This window comes from Desulfoplanes sp. (genome assembly GCF_054921335.1).
On the sequence record NZ_JBUDSQ010000059.1, the window covers coordinates 1 to 17,578 of the forward strand.

The 17,578-nt window shown below is 56.8% G+C and carries 18 protein-coding genes; 15 read left to right on the top strand and 3 right to left on the bottom strand.

Going from position 1 to position 17,578, the window contains the following annotated elements:
- Window positions 1-35: 35 nt before the first annotated feature.
- Together ACY692_RS11310 and ACY692_RS11315 are read left to right on the top strand one after the other, a co-directional pair.
- The gene (locus ACY692_RS11310; RefSeq protein ID WP_462325471.1) at window positions 36-779 is read left to right on the top strand and encodes an ABC transporter ATP-binding protein; all 744 of its coding nucleotides are present in this window, start codon (window positions 36-38) and stop codon (window positions 777-779) included.
- 2 nt (window positions 780-781) lie between these two features.
- Window positions 782-2,020, top strand: coding sequence for a phenylacetate--CoA ligase family protein (locus ACY692_RS11315; protein WP_462325472.1), 1,239 nt, complete (start codon window positions 782-784; stop codon window positions 2,018-2,020).
- A gap of 187 nt (window positions 2,021-2,207) precedes the next feature.
- Here ACY692_RS11315 and ACY692_RS11320 read toward each other — a convergent pair whose 3' ends face one another.
- A complete protein-coding gene (locus tag ACY692_RS11320) occupies window positions 2,208-2,825 on the bottom strand; it encodes a flavodoxin family protein (RefSeq protein ID WP_462325473.1) in 618 nt (205 codons plus the stop codon).
- 97 nt (window positions 2,826-2,922) lie between these two features.
- On the opposite strand from ACY692_RS11320, the gene ACY692_RS11325 reads away from it, so the two are divergent.
- The 10 genes from ACY692_RS11325 to ACY692_RS11370 all read left to right on the top strand — a co-directional run bounded on the left by ACY692_RS11325 (window position 2,923) and on the right by ACY692_RS11370 (window position 11,397).
- Window positions 2,923-3,360 carry a winged helix-turn-helix transcriptional regulator gene (locus tag ACY692_RS11325; protein WP_462325474.1) on the top strand — a complete coding sequence of 146 codons (438 nt, stop codon included), beginning with the start codon at window positions 2,923-2,925 and terminating at the stop codon, window positions 3,358-3,360.
- 42 nt (window positions 3,361-3,402) lie between these two features.
- Entirely contained in the window at window positions 3,403-3,699 is a 297-nt protein-coding gene (locus ACY692_RS11330) for a hypothetical protein (protein WP_462325475.1), read from the top strand.
- A gap of 24 nt (window positions 3,700-3,723) precedes the next feature.
- Window positions 3,724-4,305, top strand: coding sequence for a flavodoxin family protein (locus ACY692_RS11335; RefSeq protein ID WP_462325476.1), 582 nt, complete (start codon window positions 3,724-3,726; stop codon window positions 4,303-4,305).
- Between the two features lie 405 nt (window positions 4,306-4,710).
- Window positions 4,711-5,208 carry a MarR family winged helix-turn-helix transcriptional regulator gene (locus ACY692_RS11340; RefSeq protein ID WP_462325477.1) on the top strand — a complete coding sequence of 166 codons (498 nt, stop codon included), beginning with the start codon at window positions 4,711-4,713 and terminating at the stop codon, window positions 5,206-5,208.
- 73 nt (window positions 5,209-5,281) lie between these two features.
- Complete coding sequence (proV, locus tag ACY692_RS11345; protein WP_462325478.1) at window positions 5,282-6,511, top strand: glycine betaine/L-proline ABC transporter ATP-binding protein ProV; 1,230 nt, start codon at window positions 5,282-5,284, stop codon at window positions 6,509-6,511.
- 101 nt (window positions 6,512-6,612) lie between these two features.
- On the top strand, window positions 6,613-7,440 hold the full coding sequence (locus ACY692_RS11350) for an ABC transporter permease (RefSeq protein WP_462325479.1): 828 nt from the start codon (window positions 6,613-6,615) through the stop codon (window positions 7,438-7,440).
- 36 nt (window positions 7,441-7,476) lie between these two features.
- Entirely contained in the window at window positions 7,477-8,505 is a 1,029-nt protein-coding gene (gene proX / locus ACY692_RS11355; RefSeq protein ID WP_462325480.1) for a glycine betaine/L-proline ABC transporter substrate-binding protein ProX, read from the top strand.
- Window positions 8,506-8,585: 80 nt separating this feature from the next.
- Window positions 8,586-9,614 (top strand): glycine betaine/L-proline ABC transporter substrate-binding protein ProX, encoded by a 1,029-nt coding sequence (gene proX, locus ACY692_RS11360; protein WP_462325481.1) that lies wholly within the window; start codon window positions 8,586-8,588, stop codon window positions 9,612-9,614.
- A 360-nt stretch (window positions 9,615-9,974) separates the two neighbouring features.
- Entirely contained in the window at window positions 9,975-10,895 is a 921-nt protein-coding gene (locus ACY692_RS11365; protein ID WP_462325482.1) for a DMT family transporter, read from the top strand.
- A gap of 37 nt (window positions 10,896-10,932) precedes the next feature.
- Window positions 10,933-11,397, top strand: a complete 465-nt coding sequence (locus tag ACY692_RS11370; protein ID WP_462325483.1) for a hypothetical protein — start codon at window positions 10,933-10,935, stop codon at window positions 11,395-11,397.
- Window positions 11,398-11,432: 35 nt separating this feature from the next.
- Here ACY692_RS11370 and cysK read toward each other — a convergent pair whose 3' ends face one another.
- The gene (cysK, locus tag ACY692_RS11375; RefSeq protein WP_462325484.1) at window positions 11,433-12,320 is read right to left on the bottom strand and encodes a cysteine synthase A; all 888 of its coding nucleotides are present in this window, start codon (window positions 12,318-12,320) and stop codon (window positions 11,433-11,435) included.
- A gap of 321 nt (window positions 12,321-12,641) precedes the next feature.
- Here cysK and kamA point away from each other — a divergent pair, with 321 nt between their 5' ends.
- The 3 genes from kamA (at window position 12,642) to ACY692_RS11390 (ending at window position 16,143) form a co-directional block, all read left to right on the top strand.
- Window positions 12,642-13,955 carry a lysine 2,3-aminomutase gene (gene kamA, locus ACY692_RS11380; RefSeq protein ID WP_462325485.1) on the top strand — a complete coding sequence of 438 codons (1,314 nt, stop codon included), beginning with the start codon at window positions 12,642-12,644 and terminating at the stop codon, window positions 13,953-13,955.
- Entirely contained in the window at window positions 13,945-14,841 is an 897-nt protein-coding gene (ablB, locus tag ACY692_RS11385) for a putative beta-lysine N-acetyltransferase (protein WP_462325486.1), read from the top strand. The genes kamA and ablB overlap by 11 nt, the downstream gene beginning before the upstream one ends.
- 93 nt (window positions 14,842-14,934) lie before the next feature.
- Entirely contained in the window at window positions 14,935-16,143 is a 1,209-nt protein-coding gene (locus ACY692_RS11390; protein ID WP_462325487.1) for an aminopeptidase, read from the top strand.
- Between the two features lie 104 nt (window positions 16,144-16,247).
- Here ACY692_RS11390 and ACY692_RS11395 read toward each other — a convergent pair whose 3' ends face one another.
- Window positions 16,248-17,546, bottom strand: a complete 1,299-nt coding sequence (locus ACY692_RS11395) for a hypothetical protein (RefSeq protein WP_462325488.1) — start codon at window positions 17,544-17,546, stop codon at window positions 16,248-16,250.
- Between the last annotated feature and the right edge of the window lie 32 nt (window positions 17,547-17,578).

Sequence of the window (17,578 nt, forward strand, 5' to 3'; positions counted from 1 at the left end):
GTTGTGTATCCGTTTGAATTATTGGGAAATCAAACATGTTGCGAATAAAAAATCTGAAATGCACCTACGGGAGCATCGTTGCGGTCCACAATGTGAGCCTGTCGGTCAGGCAGGGGGAGCTCATCTCCCTCATCGGGGCCAACGGGGCGGGCAAGAGTTCACTGCTTCTGGCCGTGTGCGGGCTGCTCACCACCTGGGAGGGGGGGATCGTTTTCAAGGAGGGTTCCCTCAAGGGGATGTCGCCGCCCGCCATTGTCCGGGCCGGGATCAGCATGGTCCCGGAAGGCAGGCAGATCTTTGCCCCCCTGAGCGTCATGGATAATCTGAAGCTGGGTGCCTACACCCGGTATCGGATGGGGCTCAGGGATCAGGCGCGGGAGGATCTGGACATGATCCTTTCCATGTTTCCCATCCTCCGGGAACGGGCCGATCAGCCTGCCGGGACCCTGTCGGGCGGGGAACAGCAGATGCTGGCCATCGGCAGAGCCCTCATGGCCCGGCCGCAACTGCTCGTATTGGACGAACCGTCCATGGGGCTGGCGCCCAAGATCGTGGACATGATCTTCGGCGTTATCCGGGATCTCAAGGACCGGGGCGCGACTATCCTGCTGGTGGAGCAGAACGCCCGTGCAGCCCTGGAGATCGCGGACCGCGGGTATGTTCTGGAGACCGGCAAGGTGGTTCTGCAGGGGAGTGCTGACGAGCTGCTGGTGGATGACGATGTCAAGCGGGCCTATCTGGGCCGCGATTACGGTGATTTTTACGAAGGGAGGGAGTGAGCATGGCCGATGTGCAGCAGATGACCATGGAGGAAAAGGAGCAGCTCAAGCTGGAACGGCTGCAGACAACCCTGAACCGGGCCTACAAGAACGTGCCCTTTCATCGCAACCGTTTTGCAGAGTCGGGGATTCTGCCTGAAAACATCGTCTCTCTGGACGATCTTTCCAGATTGCCGTTCATGGACCGTTCCCATCTGGCCACCCATTATCCCTATGGCTTGTTCGCCGTACCGCTCCGGGATATCGTGCGTATCCACACGGCCCCGGGAACCGGCGATCGGCCCAGTGTGAGCGGATATACCAGGGCGGACCTGCTCATCTGGCAGAAACTGGTGGCCAGGAGCCTTGCGGCTGCCGGGGTGGGCCAAACGGACATCGTCCAGATCCATCTTCCCCCGGGACTCTCGGGCTGGGCGCGGGACTACAAGGACGGCGGCGAGGCCCTGGGTGCAGGGGTCATTCCCAACTCATCCCTCTCCCTTGCCAAGACCCTCATGGTCCTGCGGGACTACAAGACCACCACATTGGTGAGCACGCCCGTTTTTGCCCGTGAGCTCATGGAGCACATGTTCAAGCGGGAGTCCAACCCCAACGAACTGAACCTCGACCGGATCATCCTGGTGGGCGAGCCCGTGACTCGTGGAGATGTAGCCGATCTGGAGGAACGCCTCCATGTGAGCGTCTGGCGCCACTACGGGTTGAGCGAGATCCCGGGACCGGCCATGGCCCACGAATGCTCGGATCACGGCGGGCTGCACATGAGCGACGACCATATTCTCACGGAAATCGTCGATCCGGCCACGGGGAGGGCAGTGGAGCCCGGCGCGGAAGGGGAACTCGTCCTGACCACCCTGTCCGTGAGAGCCTTTCCCCTGATCCGGTTCCGGACCGGGGACATGGCCCGGCTGGTTACCGATCCCTGCGGGTGCGGCTCTCTCCTGATGAAGATGGAGATAGTGCCCGAACGGGCCGATTCCCTGCTGATCATCTCGGGCATCAAGATCTCTCTCCCCCAGGTCAACGAGTATCTGGCCACTGCCCTGAACATGGATCACCCCCGGTGCACCATCCTGAAAACCCGGTCCATGGGCACGGAGATCCTGTCCATCAGCGTAGCCATGGACGATGCCCTTTTCTCCGACGAGATCAAGGAGCTGGAAACCCTGGTCAACCGTACCCAGGCCGCCCTGGAAGAACAGATCGGGGTGGGGGTGAGGATCACCCTCATGCAAGGGAGGTAGGGGCAGAGGAAAAAAATGGAGTGCGCAGTACACGGTGCGCAGATCGAAAAATGTCGTCATCCCGGACGTGATCCGGGATCTTGAAGGACGCGGCTGAGAGATTTGCACCAAAGATCTCCCCATGTCGTTCAAGATCCCGGCCTTCGCCGGGATGACGGTAGATACGGCTGGTTGAGGGCCGCGACAATTACGCCCCTGTTTGCTGTTGCGGCCGGGGCAGGCTGTTTTTGACCGGTGCAAGGGCCGAACCCACCCAGTGGATCATTTCGCCGAGGTTCTTCATGTTGGCCAGCCCTTCGGTGTCGTTCAGCACGTCCCCCCTGTCCAGCCCATAGCCCATGTTCCAGTAGGTGGACCCGGGCAGGATCATACGTGACATCTGGTACATATGGTTGATGGTATCATACACATGGGTGGCTCCGCCCCGGCGCACAGCCACCACGGCCGCACCGATCTTACCCGCGAAAAGTCCTCCGTTCACATGGGCGACGAATCCGGCCCGGTCGATGAGGGATTTGATGTCCGAGGCCACGCCTGCGAAATAGGTGGGCGAGCCGATAATGATCGCATCAGCCCGGAGCATTTTCTCGATGCACCCGTTGGCCATGTCATTCTTGACCGCGCATCGGCCGTCCTGGTTCTTGATGCATTTGCCACAGGCAATGCATCCCGCAAGATTTTTGCCTCCCACCTGGACCACTTCGGTCTCCCATCCATTCCCGTTCAAAGGGGCCAGAACCCCGTCCAGAAGGTGTCGGGTATTTCCTTTTTTCCTGGGACTTCCGTTGAAGGCTACTGCGTACATGGATCACTCCTTGTGAGTTGACGTTTTCATGGAATGGTCCCTATGCCACAAGACCGGCCCTGGAACAAGTACGTACATCAAGTATAGTGGAACGATAATGACACAATCTGAGAACACATCCATCACTCCCTGCAAGGTCAAGACCCTGGGCAAGCGATCCTACCGCTGTTATTTCGAACTGACCCTGTCCATCATCGGCGGCAAATGGAAACCCATTATCCTCTACCATCTGGGCAGGATGGGCGTTCTGCGGTTCGGCCAACTCAGGCGGACCATGCCAGAGATCACCGAAAGGATGCTCTCCCGGCAGCTCCGCGAACTGGAGGGGGACGGCATGGTCCAGCGGACCGAGTTTCAGGAATCTCTGCCCCGGGTGGAGTATTCCCTGACGGAGATGGGACGGAGTATCATCCCCCTTCTGGATGCCATGCGAGCCTGGGGGGTGACCTGTGAGCGTCAGCTTGGCGGGGAAGGGCTCTTTCCCCCCGAGGATGGGTATGAAGATCCCGGGGGGTCAAGCTTACCCCGGTCATGATCAGCGGGCCCAAGGATCATCTGGAGAACAGGCTGGCCACGTATGTGGCCCGGTTCGGACTGGAAGGAGATGGAGGGAGATGGCAAGGATTTTGATCCGGAGTACAGCGCCCTTTCCATCAGGGAAAAGGATCGGCCCGGGCACATGATCACCCGGACCATTCTGGGCAGGGACCACCATATTTTTGGATCCATCTGTCTGGACAACCCGGAACCGTTTACCTACGGGGCTTTACTCTCCGCAGCCCTGTGCGCCGTGGAACGGGAATGGCCAATACCCCGGTTTGCATATATGGACGGGTCCTGGCTATACTTTGTCGTCCGGCATGGCCGCCGGTGAACCCGAAACAGTATGGAGGAGACCATGATTCTTGGTGTGGAGGGAAGTCCCCGGAAAAAAGGAAATTCTGATAAAATGCTCGACGCCATCCTGGCCGGAGCCCGGGAAGCGGGGGAGGAATGTCATGACGTGCACCTGCGCGACTGCAGGTACGAGCCCTGCGTGGGGTGTGAACGGTGTAGAAAGGACAAGATATGCACCCGGTTCCAGGACGCAATGACCCTGATGTATCCCCGGTTGCAGGAATCAAAGGGGCTTGTTCTGATTTCCCCGGTGCATAACTACAATATTACGGCATGGATGAAGGCGTTTATCGACCGGATGTACTGCTTTTATGATTTTGAAGACACCCGGCCCAGGGGCTGGTCCAGCAGGTTGGCCGGACAGGGGCGAAGGGCGGTCATTGCGGCCATCGGTGAGCAGGAAGATCCCCGGGACATGGGGTTTGCCCTGGAAGCCATGCGGTTGCCCCTGGAGGCCTTTGGGTATGAGATTGTGGCTGAATTTCCCGTGCTCAGGCTCTTTGATCGGGGAGCCATTTCCGGCCAGGAAGAGCTCATGGCCAGTGCGCGTCAGGCCGGTATCGACCTCGCCCGGGCCTTGTAGCAGAAGACGTCGTTCCCACGAAAAAAAGCCCCCCTTGCCGACAAATGCGGCAAGGGGGGCTTTGTCTATGGGAGGTGACCCGGGGCGTACGGAATACTAAACCAAATCGTAGGGGCACCCCTTGCGGGTGCCCAATCCAGGCAACGTTTCAGATGTGGGTTTTCTCGCCAAAAGGGCACCCGCAAGGGGTGCCCCTACGAATCGTCGCCTGGAACAGAAGTTCGAAAGAAACGCAATATTTCAAAATGGGTTAAAAAGTAGGGCAGGTTATTTCTGGATTATAAATGTTTTGCTCAAAACTTGACACGTGTGAATTTTTGTATATAAATATTTTGTATACGAAATATTTGATGACAATTATTTTCAATAAGATATTTTATTGTTTTCAAGGAGCAGCAGAAGCACATGGCAACCCAGTACGCAGCGAACATTCTTCAATCATTGCGCAGGATCATCAGGTCCATCGACCAGCACAACAAGCAGCTCGGCAAGGAGTACAGGATGACCGTTCCGCAGCTGGTCTGTTTGCGCCAGCTGGCCAACCAGGAAGGTCAGATGACAACAGGGAATCTGGCCAAACAGGTCTACCTCAGTCAGGCCACGGTGACAGGCATTCTGGACCGGTTGGAGCGCAAGGGGCTTATCATCCGTGAGCGGAGCACCGTCGATCGAAGGCGGGTTTTTGTCTCTCTGACCGAGGCGGGGATTAAACTCAATGATGAGATGCCCTGGCCCCTGCAGGAGCGTTTTGCCCAGAGTCTGTCCTCGCTTTCCGACGAGGAACAGGAACAATTCGATACCATGCTTAAAAATCTGGTGGAAATGATGGAGGCACCCAAGATACCCGTGTGGCCCTATGGGATCCATGAGTGTGAATCCCAGGATCCGCAACGCAAGCAATGATCTTTCCCCGGTCTATGGTGGATTGTCCGTATTCGTGAACAAACCTTTATCCCGACAAAGAGGAGAAAGATATATGGAAAAAATACGTGTAGAGAATCTGTACAAGATATTCGGACCCAACCCGGGCAAGGGCATGAAGCTCTTGTCACAAGGTGTGGACAAGGCCGGTGTTCTTGAAAAGACCGGGATGACGGTTGGCGTGGATAATGCCAGCTTTTCCATCGAGTCCGGTGAAATTTTTGTCATTATGGGATTGTCCGGTTCGGGGAAATCGACCCTGGTGCGTATGCTCAACCGGCTTATCGAACCGACTTCCGGAAAGGTCTTTGTGGACGACCAGGATGTCACGGCCATGAGTCCCAAAGAGCTGGTCTCGTTTAGGCTGCGCAACATGAGCATGGTGTTCCAGTCCTTTGCCCTCATGCCCCACCAGACTGTCCTGGAAAATACCGCCTTTGGGTTGGAGCTGGCCGGGGCCGATAAGAATCAGCAGAGGGAGCGTGCCGTGGAGGCCCTTGAACAGGTCGGCCTGGCCGGGTGGGAGGATTCCTATCCCAACCAGCTCAGCGGCGGCATGCAGCAGCGTGTGGGGTTGGCCCGCGGTCTGGCCGTGGACCCGGACATTCTGCTCATGGACGAGGCCTTTTCCGCCCTTGATCCTCTGATCAGGACCGAGATGCAGGACGAACTGCTCAATCTCCAGGAGGAACAGCAGCGAACCATCGTGTTCATCTCCCATGATCTCGACGAGGCCCTGCGTATCGGGGACCGCATAGCGATCATGGAAGGGGGACAGGTCATCCAGGTGGGCACTCCCGAAGAGATCCTCCAGAATCCGGCCGACGACTATGTGCGCGCATTTTTTAGAGGGGTCGATCCGACCAATGTCCTTTCGGCCGGGGATATCTACAGAGACAGCCATCCCACGATCATTCGGACCAAGAAGGGCAGCCTGCGGGCGGCCCATGAGCTCCTGAGCGGGAGCGATCGGGATTACGGATATATCCTGGACGCCAAGCGGCGTTTCCAGGGGATTGTTTCCACGGACACCCTGACCGATGCCCTGGAAGAAGGGGCCACGAGTCTGGATGATGCGATCATTGCGGACACCCGGGCCGTGGAGATGTCGGTATCCATGCAGGAGGTTCTACCTATCGTGGCCTCCAATGTCTGGCCGGTTCCTGTTGTCGACGAAGACGGCAAGTACAAAGGAGTGGTCTCCAAAAACCGATTCTTGAGTACACTCCATCGTACGGAAAAAGCCCGCAACGGGCATGATCAGGAGCAGGAACCACAGGGCTGAGAATGGGGCGCCCCACAATCGACCCATTAGCCGGCCCCCCCCTGCCTGCCGATGTTTGGGTGGGAATGAAGAAAAAATCATCGACTCTCAAGGAGTGATATATGTTTGAAGAAAGTGTGATCCCATTGGATAGTTGGGTGTCCCAGTTTGTGGATATGCTGGTGGACAACTACCGGGATATCTTCCAGGCCATGAAGATGCCTGTGGAATATCTACTCAACATCCTGGATAGCGGCTTGAACGCCCTGCATCCCCTTATCGTCATTGCGGTTCTCGCTCTGGCCGCCTGGAAATTTTCCGGAATCAGGCTGGCCGTTTTTGGGGCGGTCTCCATGGCCCTGATCGGGCTGCTCGGGCTGTGGCAGGATTCCATGACCACACTGGCCATGGTTTTGGCCTCGGTGATCATCTGTACCCTGATGGGGCTTCCCCTGGGGGTCGTTGCCGGTCGTTCGGATCGGTTCGAAGCGGGCATCCGCCCTGTTCTGGACGCCATGCAGACCACCCCGCCCTTTGTCTATCTGGTACCCATCGTCATGCTCTTTTCCGTGGGTAACGTGGCCGGTGTTCTGGCGACGATCATTTTTGCCCTGCCCCCGATCATTCGTCTGACCAGCCTGGGTATCCGTCAGGTCCACCCCGAGCTGGTGGAAGCGGCCCAGGCGTTCGGGGCGACCAATTGGCAGGTTCTGCGCAAGGTCCAGGTTCCCCTGGCCTTGCCGACCATCCTGGCCGGACTCAACCAGACGATCATGATGGCCCTGTCCATGGTGGTCATCGCCGCCCTCATTGGTGCCGGAGGACTGGGGTCACCGGTCGTACTCGGGCTGAACACTTTGGATATCGGGCGTGCCGTTGTCGGTGGTCTGGGTATTGTCCTCCTGGCTATCCTGCTCGACCGTCTCACCCAGTCCATGGCCCAGAAATAACGTTTTTACGAACCATCAAACATAGAGGAGACGAACATGAACATACGCAACATACTCCTGTCTCTGGTCATCTGCCTGATGGCGGTGCCATCCGCCCATGCCCTGAACATGAAACCGGGCGAGGGCGTGACTGTAAAACCGGCCCGGGCGACCTGGAATACCGGCTTTTTTTTGGAGGCCCTGGTCCGGCGCGGTTTGGAAGAGCTCGGCTACAAGGTCAAACGTCCCCGTGATCTGACGAATCCCCTGTTCTACAACTCCGTGTATCTCGGTGATGTGGACTACTGGGCCAACGGTTGGTTCCCGAACCACACCAGTCAGATGCCCAAGAATTTTTACAAGAAGGCCGATGTCTACGGTTATGTAGTCAAGGCCGGCGGCCTGCAGGGATACCTGGTGTCCAAACGGGAGGCCGATAAATACGGGATCACCTCCCTGGATGATTTCAAGCGGCCCGAGGTCAAAAAAGCCTTTGACGAAAACGGCGACGGCAAGGCCGATCTGACCGCCTGCCCTCCGGGGTGGGGGTGCGAAAAAATTATTGCCCACCACATGGACGTCTATGATCTCAAGGACGACATCAATCCGGTCAAGGCCTCCTATGAGGCCGGCATGGCTGCTGCACTGGGCCGGTACAAGAGTGGCGGACCCGTTTTCTTCTACACCTGGGCTCCCAACTGGACCGTCTTCAAGTTCAAACCCGGCAAGGATGTTGTCTGGATCAATGTGCCCGAAATCCTGCCTACAGAGGCGCAGATGCCGGGTAAGGACCGGATGACCGTTTCCGGTATCGAGGGTGCTGTCTCGGATCCGGTCAAGCTCGGGTTCGTGGTTTCGGACATCCGCATCGTGGCCAACAACAAGTTCGTCAACGACAATCCTGCGGCCAAGAAGTTTTTCGAGATATTCACTCTTCCCCTGCTGGACATCAACGAGCAGAACACCCGGATGAACGAGGGTGAGAAGTCGGCACGGGATATCCAGAAACACGTGGATGAATGGATCAAAAAGAATAAGGCGACCTGGAACGGCTGGCTCGAAACGGCCCGGAAAGCGGCGCAATAAGTATTCGGTGTACCTATCTCCCGGAAACGGATCGCTCCGTTTCCGGGAGGTCCAACTCTCACAGTAACCAAGGAGCGAGAATGCGTGTATCCACCCTTTTGATGACCCTTTGTATCTGTTTCCTTGCGGTCTCTTCCGTCAGTGCCCTGGAGATGAAACCGGGCGAGGGCGTGACCTTGAAACCGGCCCGGGCAACCTGGAACACTGGATTTTTCCAGGAGGCCCTGGTCCGGCGCGGTCTGGAGGAACTGGGCTATACCGTCAAGAAGCCCAGAGATCTCCAGAACGCCCTGTTCTATAACTCCGTCTGTCTCGGGGACGTGGATTATTGGGCCAACGGGTGGTTTCCCATCCATAATAGCCAGATGCCAAAAAACTTTTTTGAAAAGGCCGACATGTACGGGTATGTGGTCAAGGCCGGTGGGCTCCAGGGATATATGGTTTCCAAGCGTGAGGCCGACAAGTTTGGTATTACATCTCTTGCCGATTTCAAGCGGCCCGAGGTCATAAAGGCCTTTGACGAGGATGGCGACGGCAAGGCCGACCTGACCGCCTGTCCTCCGGGGTGGGGCTGTGAAAAGACCATTGGGCATCATTTGAAGGTCTATGGTCTCGAGGATTCCATCAAAGCAGTCAAGGCCTCCTACGAGGCGGGCATGGCTGCTGCACTGGGGCGTTACAAGAGTGGCGGACCGGTCTTTTTCTACACATGGGCCCCCAATTGGACCATCTTCAAGTTCAAACCTGGCAAGGATGCTGTCTGGATCAATGTTCCCAAGATCAATCCCACCGAGGCCCAGAAGGATGACGTGGACAAGATGACCGCCTCCGGGGTCAAGGGTGCGGTCACCGATCCGATAAATCTCGGATTTGTGGTTTCGGATATCCGTATCGTGGCCAACAACAAGTTCGTCAATGCCAACCCGGCTGCCAAGAAGTTCTTTGAGGTCTTCAAGCTGCCCCTGTCCGATCTGAACGAGCAGAACACCCGGATGAACGAGGGAGAGAAGTCCCCCAGGGATATCTCCCGGCATGTGGATGAATGGATAGAAAAGAACAAGGCGACCTGGAACGGCTGGCTCGACGCGGCCAGGAAGGCTGCCGAGTAGTAGAGCGGTACAAGGTCAACAACCAACAAAGGCCGGCCCGTGAGGGTCGGCCTTTGTTGTGGGAAATAGTCGGTGATCGTTGACAAGAACGGGGCGCGGATTCATAGCGATGCAGCGCAGTCATGCAGCAGGTGACCCGTTTTGCGTATATGTTTTCCCTGGGAACGCCGACCGTCTGGTCGGCCTTTCGGGCACGGCAGAAGGGTGCTGCAGCATAGCGACCGTTCGATAGCATCTGCCCTCTTGCTCCAGGTTGGTAAACCCAGTACCGAGCAGACGCTCGGCGTTCCCAGGGAAACTTGATCGGGCCGTTGTTCTCTCTTTTTTCATTCTTTGTTTTCGTTGTATCGAGGTCTTTTCATGTCACGTCCTTCCAGCACTTCTTCTCCCCATGCCTTCCTCGGTTTTGGCTTCGCCCTTGCCGCAACCGTTATCTGGTCCGGTAATTTCATTGTCGCCCGGGGGCTGGCCGATGCCTTCCCTCCGGTGTCTATCGCCTTTTTTCGTTGGCTCATTGCAACGGTGGTCCTCCTGCCCTTTGGACTGCCTTCTCTCTTGAGGCAATGGGAGGAGGTCAGGGGGAATCTGGGACATCTTCTGGTCACCTCTTTTCTGGGCATCACCCTGTTCAACACCCTGATCTATATCGCGGGCAGGCATACCACGGCCATGAACCTTTCCCTCATTGCCGTGTTTTCCCCCGTATTCATCATTGTTCTGGCCAGGATTTTCATGCACGATCCCATCACCCCGCACCGGCTCATGGGGGTGGTTCTGGCCGTTGTCGGGGTGGTTTTTCTGACGACATCCGGGGATCTGGGTGTTCTGGCCCGGCTGACCTTCAATCCCGGGGATCTGCTCATGCTCGCGGCCACGGCCGTGTTTGCCGCTTATTCCATCCTGCTCAGGCGGAAACCCCGGGAGATCGAGCCCACGACCTATCTGACGGCAACCTTTATCCTCGGCCTGGTCATGCTCGTGCCCTGGGCTGTATGGGAGTGGACGAACCATCCCCTGGCCATGCCCCCTTCCTCGGTTATCGGCTCCCTTGTATTCATCGGTATGGGTCCGGCCCTGCTCGCCTATGTCTGCTGGACACGGGCCGTGGCTTCTATCGGCCCGGTCAAGGCGGGGATTGTCTACTATTCGTTGCCCCTGTTCAGCGGCATCGAGGCATGGATGATTCTGGGCGAACACATGACCTGGGTGCATGGGGTGGCGGGCGTGACCATCGTCACCGGGATCGTGGTGGCTACGGTGGGGAAGGATAGAAGGATATAGGAGACGGGAAACCAGACCGTAGGGAGGTCGAATCAACATGACACGCAAACGATGCATAATGATCCTGATTCTGGGATTGATCCTTGGGGCCGGGACCCTGGCCCTGGGGATCATGGCTCCGAAATATTATGCCGAGAGATCGGAAAAGGCCCGGATCAAGGCAGTGGGAACGGTCGAGAGGGTGGATATCCTGGAGGTCGGGAAGCATTTTACCCGTAAGCGGGTTATCTTTCGGCGGGAGTTCGCAGTGACCGAAGAGCCGGGGGCTGTCTTCAATGGAACCTGCAAGTCCGTTGGAACCGATTTCCAGAAACGGCACGGTCTGGTCGGCCCCAACATCTATTTCTATCCCCAACTGGGCGACAGGGTCTATGTGACCATTGTTGAGCCGGGCGGCCCGATCACCTCCATGACCCCGGTGACTCCGGAACTGGAAAAGGGACTGCGCTCCGCGCCGGAAACCATCCGGTACGGCATGAGCGAGGCATATGTTCAGGAATGATTGTCAGGCCTTGGATCGTTATCTCGTGGTCGAATCTACATCAACGCCGTGCTGAAATACCTTTCGGCCCTGTCCGGCAGGATGGTGGCCACGCTGCCTTCCATCCTCTGAGCCATCTTGCGGCATGCCCAGACATTGGCCCCCGAGGAGATGCCCACCAGCAGACCGTGATTCTGGCCCAGTTCCCGGGTGGTGGTGATGGCGTCCTCATCCGTGACCTCGATGACCTCGTCCACCAGGGAGGTGTCCAGGATGGCAGGCACGAATCCGTCACCGATCCCCTGGATCTGGTGCAGACCGGGCTCATGACCCAGCAGGGCGGAAACGTTCTTGGGCTCCACTGCCACGATGCGTACGTCCGGTTTGTGTTCCTTGAGAAAGCTGCTCACTCCCTGCAATGTTCCCCCGCTCCCCACACCTGCCACGAAACAATCGATCTCCCCGCTCATCTGCCGCCACAATTCCCGGGCGGTCTCCTCGTAATGGATACGAGCGTTGTCCGGATTCTCGAACTGCTGGGGAACGAACACCTTCGGGTCGTTCGCCGCGATCTCACGGACCTTGTCCACGGACCCGCCGATGCTCTCCCCGGCCGGGGTCAGGATGAGTTCCGCTCCCAGGGACGTTATCAGCCGCTTGCGCTCATCGCTCATGTTTTCCGGCATGACGATGCGTACCTTGTACCCCTTGAGGCGACCGACCAGGGCGATACCGATGCCCGTGTTGCCGGATGTCGGTTCGACAATGATTGAATCCGGGTTCAGTCGACCGTCCCGTTCGGCCCCTTCGAGCATGGCCAGGGCCACACGGTCTTTGACGCTGCCGCCGGGGTTGAGGAATTCCGCCTTGGCAAAGATGTTCTCCCCCTTGAGTTGGATGAGCGGGGTGTTGCCGATGAGATCGAGGATATTGTCTGTACGCATACGGTTTCCTTGTGAGATGGTGGAAAGGGATGTCCCAAGGCAGCCTGGGTAGCCCATGGGCTATGGGGGATGTCAAGACGTCGGTACGACCGGGGGATGTCCTTTGTCTGAAAAATCCTTTTTTCTTAGCATGTTGCTTTTTGTGGCGATCGTGTTTTCTCCCCGCTAATCTTGATCGGGACATCGATAAGGGGGGGGGATCGGGGTTTTCGGGTAGGGCCCTGTACCCGAATGACCCCCTATTTCTCCCCTTTTCCCAGATGCGGGGCCGTGGTTGTCTACGCTACGTATTGCACAACGAGACAAACCAAGGAGAACCCTATGCATACGATCAGTACCCATCAGAAGGATGTTGCCAGGCAGCTCGACAAAAACGGATGGAAATCCAACTGGAAGGACTGGAAGTGGCAGATCCGGAAATCCGTGCATGACGTTGCCACGTTTGAGAGCCTTTTGGGCGTGGATTTCGGGGAACGCAAGCGCAGGGCCTTTGAGCTCACCGTGGCCAAGTTCCCCATGGCCGTGACCCCGTACTACCTCTCCCTGATCGATCCCGATGACTTTGAGAATGATCCGGTTTTTAGACAGGCCTTCCCCTCTCCCAAGGAGCTGGATATCGGGCGTTTCGACATGTCCGATCCCCTGCACGAGGACGAGGACAGTCCGGTACCCGGGATCACCCACAGGTACCCTGACCGGGTTCTCTTCCATATCAGCAATCTCTGCTCCATGTACTGCAGGCATTGCACCAGAAAACGCAAGGTCGGGGACCAGGATTCGGTCCCGTCCAAAAAGGAACTCATGGCCGGTATCGAGTACATCCGCAGGACCCCCTCGGTCCGTGACGTGCTGCTTTCCGGTGGTGATCCGTTCATGCTCTCCGACGAGAAGCTCGACTGGATTCTTGGAGAGGTCAGCGCCATCGATCACGTGGAAGTGGTCCGTATTGGGACGCGCATGCCGGTTGTTCTTCCCTACAGGGTCACGGACGATCTGATCCGTGTCCTTTCCAACCACCATCCCCTGTGGCTGAACACCCATTTCAACCATCCCCGGGAGATAACTACATCCTCAAAGACCGCTTTGGCCAAACTGGCCAATGCCGGGATTCCTTTGGGCAACCAGAGCGTGCTCCTGGCCGGGGTCAACGACTGTCCGCGTTTGATCAAGACGCTCAATCAGAAGCTGGTCCGCAACCGGGTTCGTCCCTATTATCTCTACCAGTGCGACATGTCCGAGGGGCTGACCCATTTCAGGACACCCATCGGCAAGGGGTACGAGATCATCGAGAGTCTACGGGGACATACCAGCGGTTTCGCCGTGCCCACCTATGTCATTGACGCGCCCGGCGGGGGGGGCAAGATCCCGGTCATGCCCAATTATGTCATTTCCTGGGGGACCAGAAAGGTGGTCCTGCGGAATTATGAAGGGGTGATCACCACCTATAGCGAACCCGAGAATTACGAAAGCCAGTACTGCGATCGCAATTGTGAGGCCTGTAACCTCCAGCTCAAGGAAGACGACGGAGTGGAGCAATGCATCGGTATTGAAAAGCTCCTCTCGGATTGGGACGAGACCCAGAGTCTGACCCCCAGCGACAACGAACGGATGGAACGGAGGGACGATGCGGTCTAGGACGATGGATGCCCAGCGGGACAGGATCGAATCCTTGGGCAGGTCCGTCATCCAGCACGGCCCCCTCAACGACCGGATCTATTTGATGAAGATCCATCCGGAGGATGGTCCCGGATTCCCGGAGAAGCTCAAGAATCTGGCCCGGGATCGCGGTTACTCCAAGGTCTTTGCCAAGATACCCGAACCGGTATCCCGGGAATTCATGGATGCGGGGTTCTCTGTCGAGGCCACGGTACCCGGGATGTTCCAAGGGCGGGGCAGTGCGTTGTTCATGGGCTACTATCTCAAAGACTGGAGGAGGGAGGCCGGTGATGCGGACGTGGAAGCCGATGTTCTACTGGCGGCCCGCAGCAAGCAGGGCAAAAAAATGAGCCCAGGGCAAGGGGCAGATCAGGGAGAGACGAGACTGCTCGATCAGTCGGACGCAGTGCAGATGGCCGCGGTATACGCCCGGATCTTTGCCTCCTATCCCTTTCCTGTCCACGACCCGGCGTATCTGTCCACAACCATGGAACATGATGTCCACTACCGGGGAATTTTCCAGGGTGATAGTTTGGTCGCTCTGGCCTCGGCCGAGGTGGATGTGGATGCGGGCAACGCGGAGATGACCGATTTTGCCACACTGCCGGAATATCGTGGCCGGGGATCTGCCGGAATTTTGATGGGAGCACTGGAATCCATGCTCGCCGACATGGGTAGCGGAACCGCCTATACTATTGCCCGGGCCACTTCCTATGGCATGAATATCACCTTTGCAAAGAACGGCTACGAGTACGCCGGGACATTGATCAACAACACCAATATCGCCGGTGGCCTGGAGAGTATGAATGTTTGGTATAAGAGTTTGCGGGGTGATGGGGGGGGGACCGCCAAAAAATGCGGTTAGGTTTTGCCGGGATCTCCATTCTGAAGAAGGTTGATCCCGTTTCGCCGTGGGGCTAGGTTGGGGTGTCTACAACTTCAACCACAGGATAATCATATGTTCAATGACGACCAATTGCGAAAGTACGCCCGGGTATTGGTTTGGGGACTTACCAAGGCCCGATTGGAACCCTATGGAAAGGGCGATATCATTTTAGTGCGCAGTGACATCAGCGGATTGCCCCTGACGCGCCATGTCATAGAAGAAGTGCTCGCCATGGGCTGCCATCCGGTCGTGCGGATCAATGCCGATCCCGGATGTGAGAAAAGTTTTTTTTCTGCGGCCGAGGAATTCCAGGTCGGATTCAAGGCCCCTGGGGACAAGGAACTCTATGAGGGGTTGAGCGGTCTTGTCTCCATTATTTCTCCCGCCTCGTTGACCCATTTGAAGGAGGTCGATCCCGGAAAAATCGCACTGGCATCGGTGAGCAAAAAGTATCTCCGCGAAATTCTGGATGAACGCGAAGCCAAGGGCCAATTCGGATGGACTCTCTGTCTCATGCCCACACCCGCTCTGGCCGAGAATGCCGGGCTTGGTCAGGAGGCGTATGCGGAGCAGATCGCCAAGGCCGTGTATCTGAACGACGGGGATCCCGTGGCCCGGTGGGAGGAGATTTTCACCAAGGCGGGCACGGTCAAGAACTGGTTGAATTCTATGGATGTGGATTACTATCGTGTTCTTTCCGACCATGTTGATCTGCGGGTCCTCCCGGGTCAGGACCGGCAGTGGATCGGGGTCTCCGGACACAACATTCCCAGCTTCGAACTTTTTCTTTCCCCGGATTGGCGGGGGACCAGCGGGGTCTATTATGCGGACCAGCCATCGTTCCGGAGCGGCAATCTGGTCAAGGGAGTCCGGCTAGAATTCAAGGATGGCCAGGCCGTGGGCATCACTGCAGAACAGGGGGAGGAATTTGTCCGTAACCAGTTGAACATGGACGAGGGCGCCAATCGTCTCGGGGAATTCTCTTTGACCGATACCCGGTTCTCGCGCATCGACCATTTTATGGCCAACACCCTGTACGACGAGAATTTTGGCGGCGAGCACGGCAATTGCCACGTGGCCGTGGGGGCGTCCTACGCGGATACCTATGCCGGGGATATTGCCAAACTGGACAAGGGGTTGAAAGAGGAACTCGGCTTCAACGATTCCGCCCTGCATTGGGACCTGGTGAATACCGAAGACAAGAAGGTCGTGGCCCATCTGCGGGATGGGAGCGAGGTTCTCATCTATGCGGGCGGACGGTTCCAGGTGGAGGGATTGTAGCTCGGCTGTCCAGCTCCTGGGGTCCACTTTATTTCACCGTGTTTGGGGATATGCTGTGCGGCTCATCCGCGTGAGAATACTTCCGCCGTCGCGGATGAGCCGTGTTATTCTTGCTCTACGATTTTTCCATTGAGATAAACATTCGATTCCATTTCGGTCTCGTTCTGGATCCCTTCTCCGGCAAAACAGGTGCGAAGGGATTGTCTGGCAAAACATTCCAATGCCTCTTTTGCAGCATCACCCGTTACGACGACCCGAGTGATCACGTTGTCGAGATGGCCCGTCATGGTCGGTGTCATGAAATTGTCCTTTTGGTAATCAAACTGGTGCTCGACCCGGAAGTCCTTGATATCCACACCCTGCTTCTGGAAATACCCATGGTTGGCAGTGAGCTGGCTCATGAGGCAGAACGACGTCCCTATGGTGAAGTAATCCCACGAGGTCGGGGCTTTGTCCGTACCTTCATACCCACGGCTGTCATCAGCATACAGATCCCAGGTGGCATAGTTTTCCGTCAGGGATTTTGCTCTGATTCTGTGCAGATAGGGACGTGTGGCGTCATGGGCGGATTCTGCGATACTGATTTCAGAGAAAATTAATGGATTCGGTATATTGTGCATGTCCAGGGAGAGGTCTTCTTCAAAAGGTATGGTCTGGAGGTGGAGATCGGGAGTCACGTCAGTGAGCTTGAACCCATTGTCCATGGAAACGGGTGACGCTATGTTGCCGGGACCAGGTTCCAGCCCGGCCCAGTTGTCGGCGTTGACCACGACGGCTGCATCGATGCTTGTTGTGTTTGCCAGTCCTTCACCAACAGCCCACGCCCTGAGTGCCAGCTTTTCCAATGCACGGATGTTCTCAGAAGACTCATTGCTCGTGATGATGATATTGGTCGTGACCTTGTCTGTATAGCCGGACCACCTATCTGTCATAGTGTCTGCCCATCTGAAGATGATCCGTGATTCCACTTGTACATCCTTAACATCCAGATCCAATATCCGTATGCCCCTTTCGACCTGGGTCAGCAGGCTGGAAGAAATACCGGCTGCATAATAGGACAGGGGATTGGGAGCCGTCTGGTCATGTGCCGCGCCGCCTTCATCGCTGACTAACTCCCATGCGCTCAACCGGTCTCCACCTACGGGCCTGGCGAGGCCTTTTTTGAGGAAAGGTGCTTTTTTGTTGAGGAGCCGTTGCGTGGTGGTCACAACATTTTCAGAGAGAGCGCCGTTGACCGGGATCGCCTTGGTGGGAGTGAATGTCGTCGGGCGGGTGTACTCATCCAGCCTGGTTGCAATCTGATACACCTTTGCATGCTGATCTGCATCGTTCTGGGCATACGCAGCGGCCCCTGGGATAAGAAGTGTCAGCAGCATTATGATTGTACGTACTTGAGTTTTCATTCTTTTTTCTCCGTGGTGATGTGTGATAGAAA

What these genes read in the sequence shown, in the direction of transcription:
- ACY692_RS11395 (WP_462325488.1), bottom strand. Translation starts at nt 17,546, where the DNA reads ATGAAAACTCAAGTACGTACAATCATAATGCTGCTGACACTTCTTATC.
- ACY692_RS11335 (WP_462325476.1), top strand. Translation starts at nt 3,724, where the DNA reads ATGATTCTTGGTGTGGAGGGAAGTCCCCGGAAAAAAGGAAATTCTGAT.
- ACY692_RS11310 (WP_462325471.1), top strand. Translation starts at nt 36, where the DNA reads ATGTTGCGAATAAAAAATCTGAAATGCACCTACGGGAGCATCGTTGCG.
- proX (WP_462325480.1), top strand. Translation starts at nt 7,477, where the DNA reads ATGAACATACGCAACATACTCCTGTCTCTGGTCATCTGCCTGATGGCG.
- ACY692_RS11330 (WP_462325475.1), top strand. Translation starts at nt 3,403, where the DNA reads ATGTGGCCCGGTTCGGACTGGAAGGAGATGGAGGGAGATGGCAAGGAT.
- ACY692_RS11365 (WP_462325482.1), top strand. Translation starts at nt 9,975, where the DNA reads ATGTCACGTCCTTCCAGCACTTCTTCTCCCCATGCCTTCCTCGGTTTT.
- ablB (WP_462325486.1), top strand. Translation starts at nt 13,945, where the DNA reads ATGCGGTCTAGGACGATGGATGCCCAGCGGGACAGGATCGAATCCTTG.
- ACY692_RS11370 (WP_462325483.1), top strand. Translation starts at nt 10,933, where the DNA reads ATGACACGCAAACGATGCATAATGATCCTGATTCTGGGATTGATCCTT.
- ACY692_RS11315 (WP_462325472.1), top strand. Translation starts at nt 782, where the DNA reads ATGGCCGATGTGCAGCAGATGACCATGGAGGAAAAGGAGCAGCTCAAG.
- proX (WP_462325481.1), top strand. Translation starts at nt 8,586, where the DNA reads ATGCGTGTATCCACCCTTTTGATGACCCTTTGTATCTGTTTCCTTGCG.
- ACY692_RS11340 (WP_462325477.1), top strand. Translation starts at nt 4,711, where the DNA reads ATGGCAACCCAGTACGCAGCGAACATTCTTCAATCATTGCGCAGGATC.
- ACY692_RS11390 (WP_462325487.1), top strand. Translation starts at nt 14,935, where the DNA reads ATGTTCAATGACGACCAATTGCGAAAGTACGCCCGGGTATTGGTTTGG.
- kamA (WP_462325485.1), top strand. Translation starts at nt 12,642, where the DNA reads ATGCATACGATCAGTACCCATCAGAAGGATGTTGCCAGGCAGCTCGAC.
- proV (WP_462325478.1), top strand. Translation starts at nt 5,282, where the DNA reads ATGGAAAAAATACGTGTAGAGAATCTGTACAAGATATTCGGACCCAAC.
- ACY692_RS11320 (WP_462325473.1), bottom strand. Translation starts at nt 2,825, where the DNA reads ATGTACGCAGTAGCCTTCAACGGAAGTCCCAGGAAAAAAGGAAATACC.
- ACY692_RS11325 (WP_462325474.1), top strand. Translation starts at nt 2,923, where the DNA reads ATGACACAATCTGAGAACACATCCATCACTCCCTGCAAGGTCAAGACC.
- ACY692_RS11350 (WP_462325479.1), top strand. Translation starts at nt 6,613, where the DNA reads ATGTTTGAAGAAAGTGTGATCCCATTGGATAGTTGGGTGTCCCAGTTT.
- cysK (WP_462325484.1), bottom strand. Translation starts at nt 12,320, where the DNA reads ATGCGTACAGACAATATCCTCGATCTCATCGGCAACACCCCGCTCATC.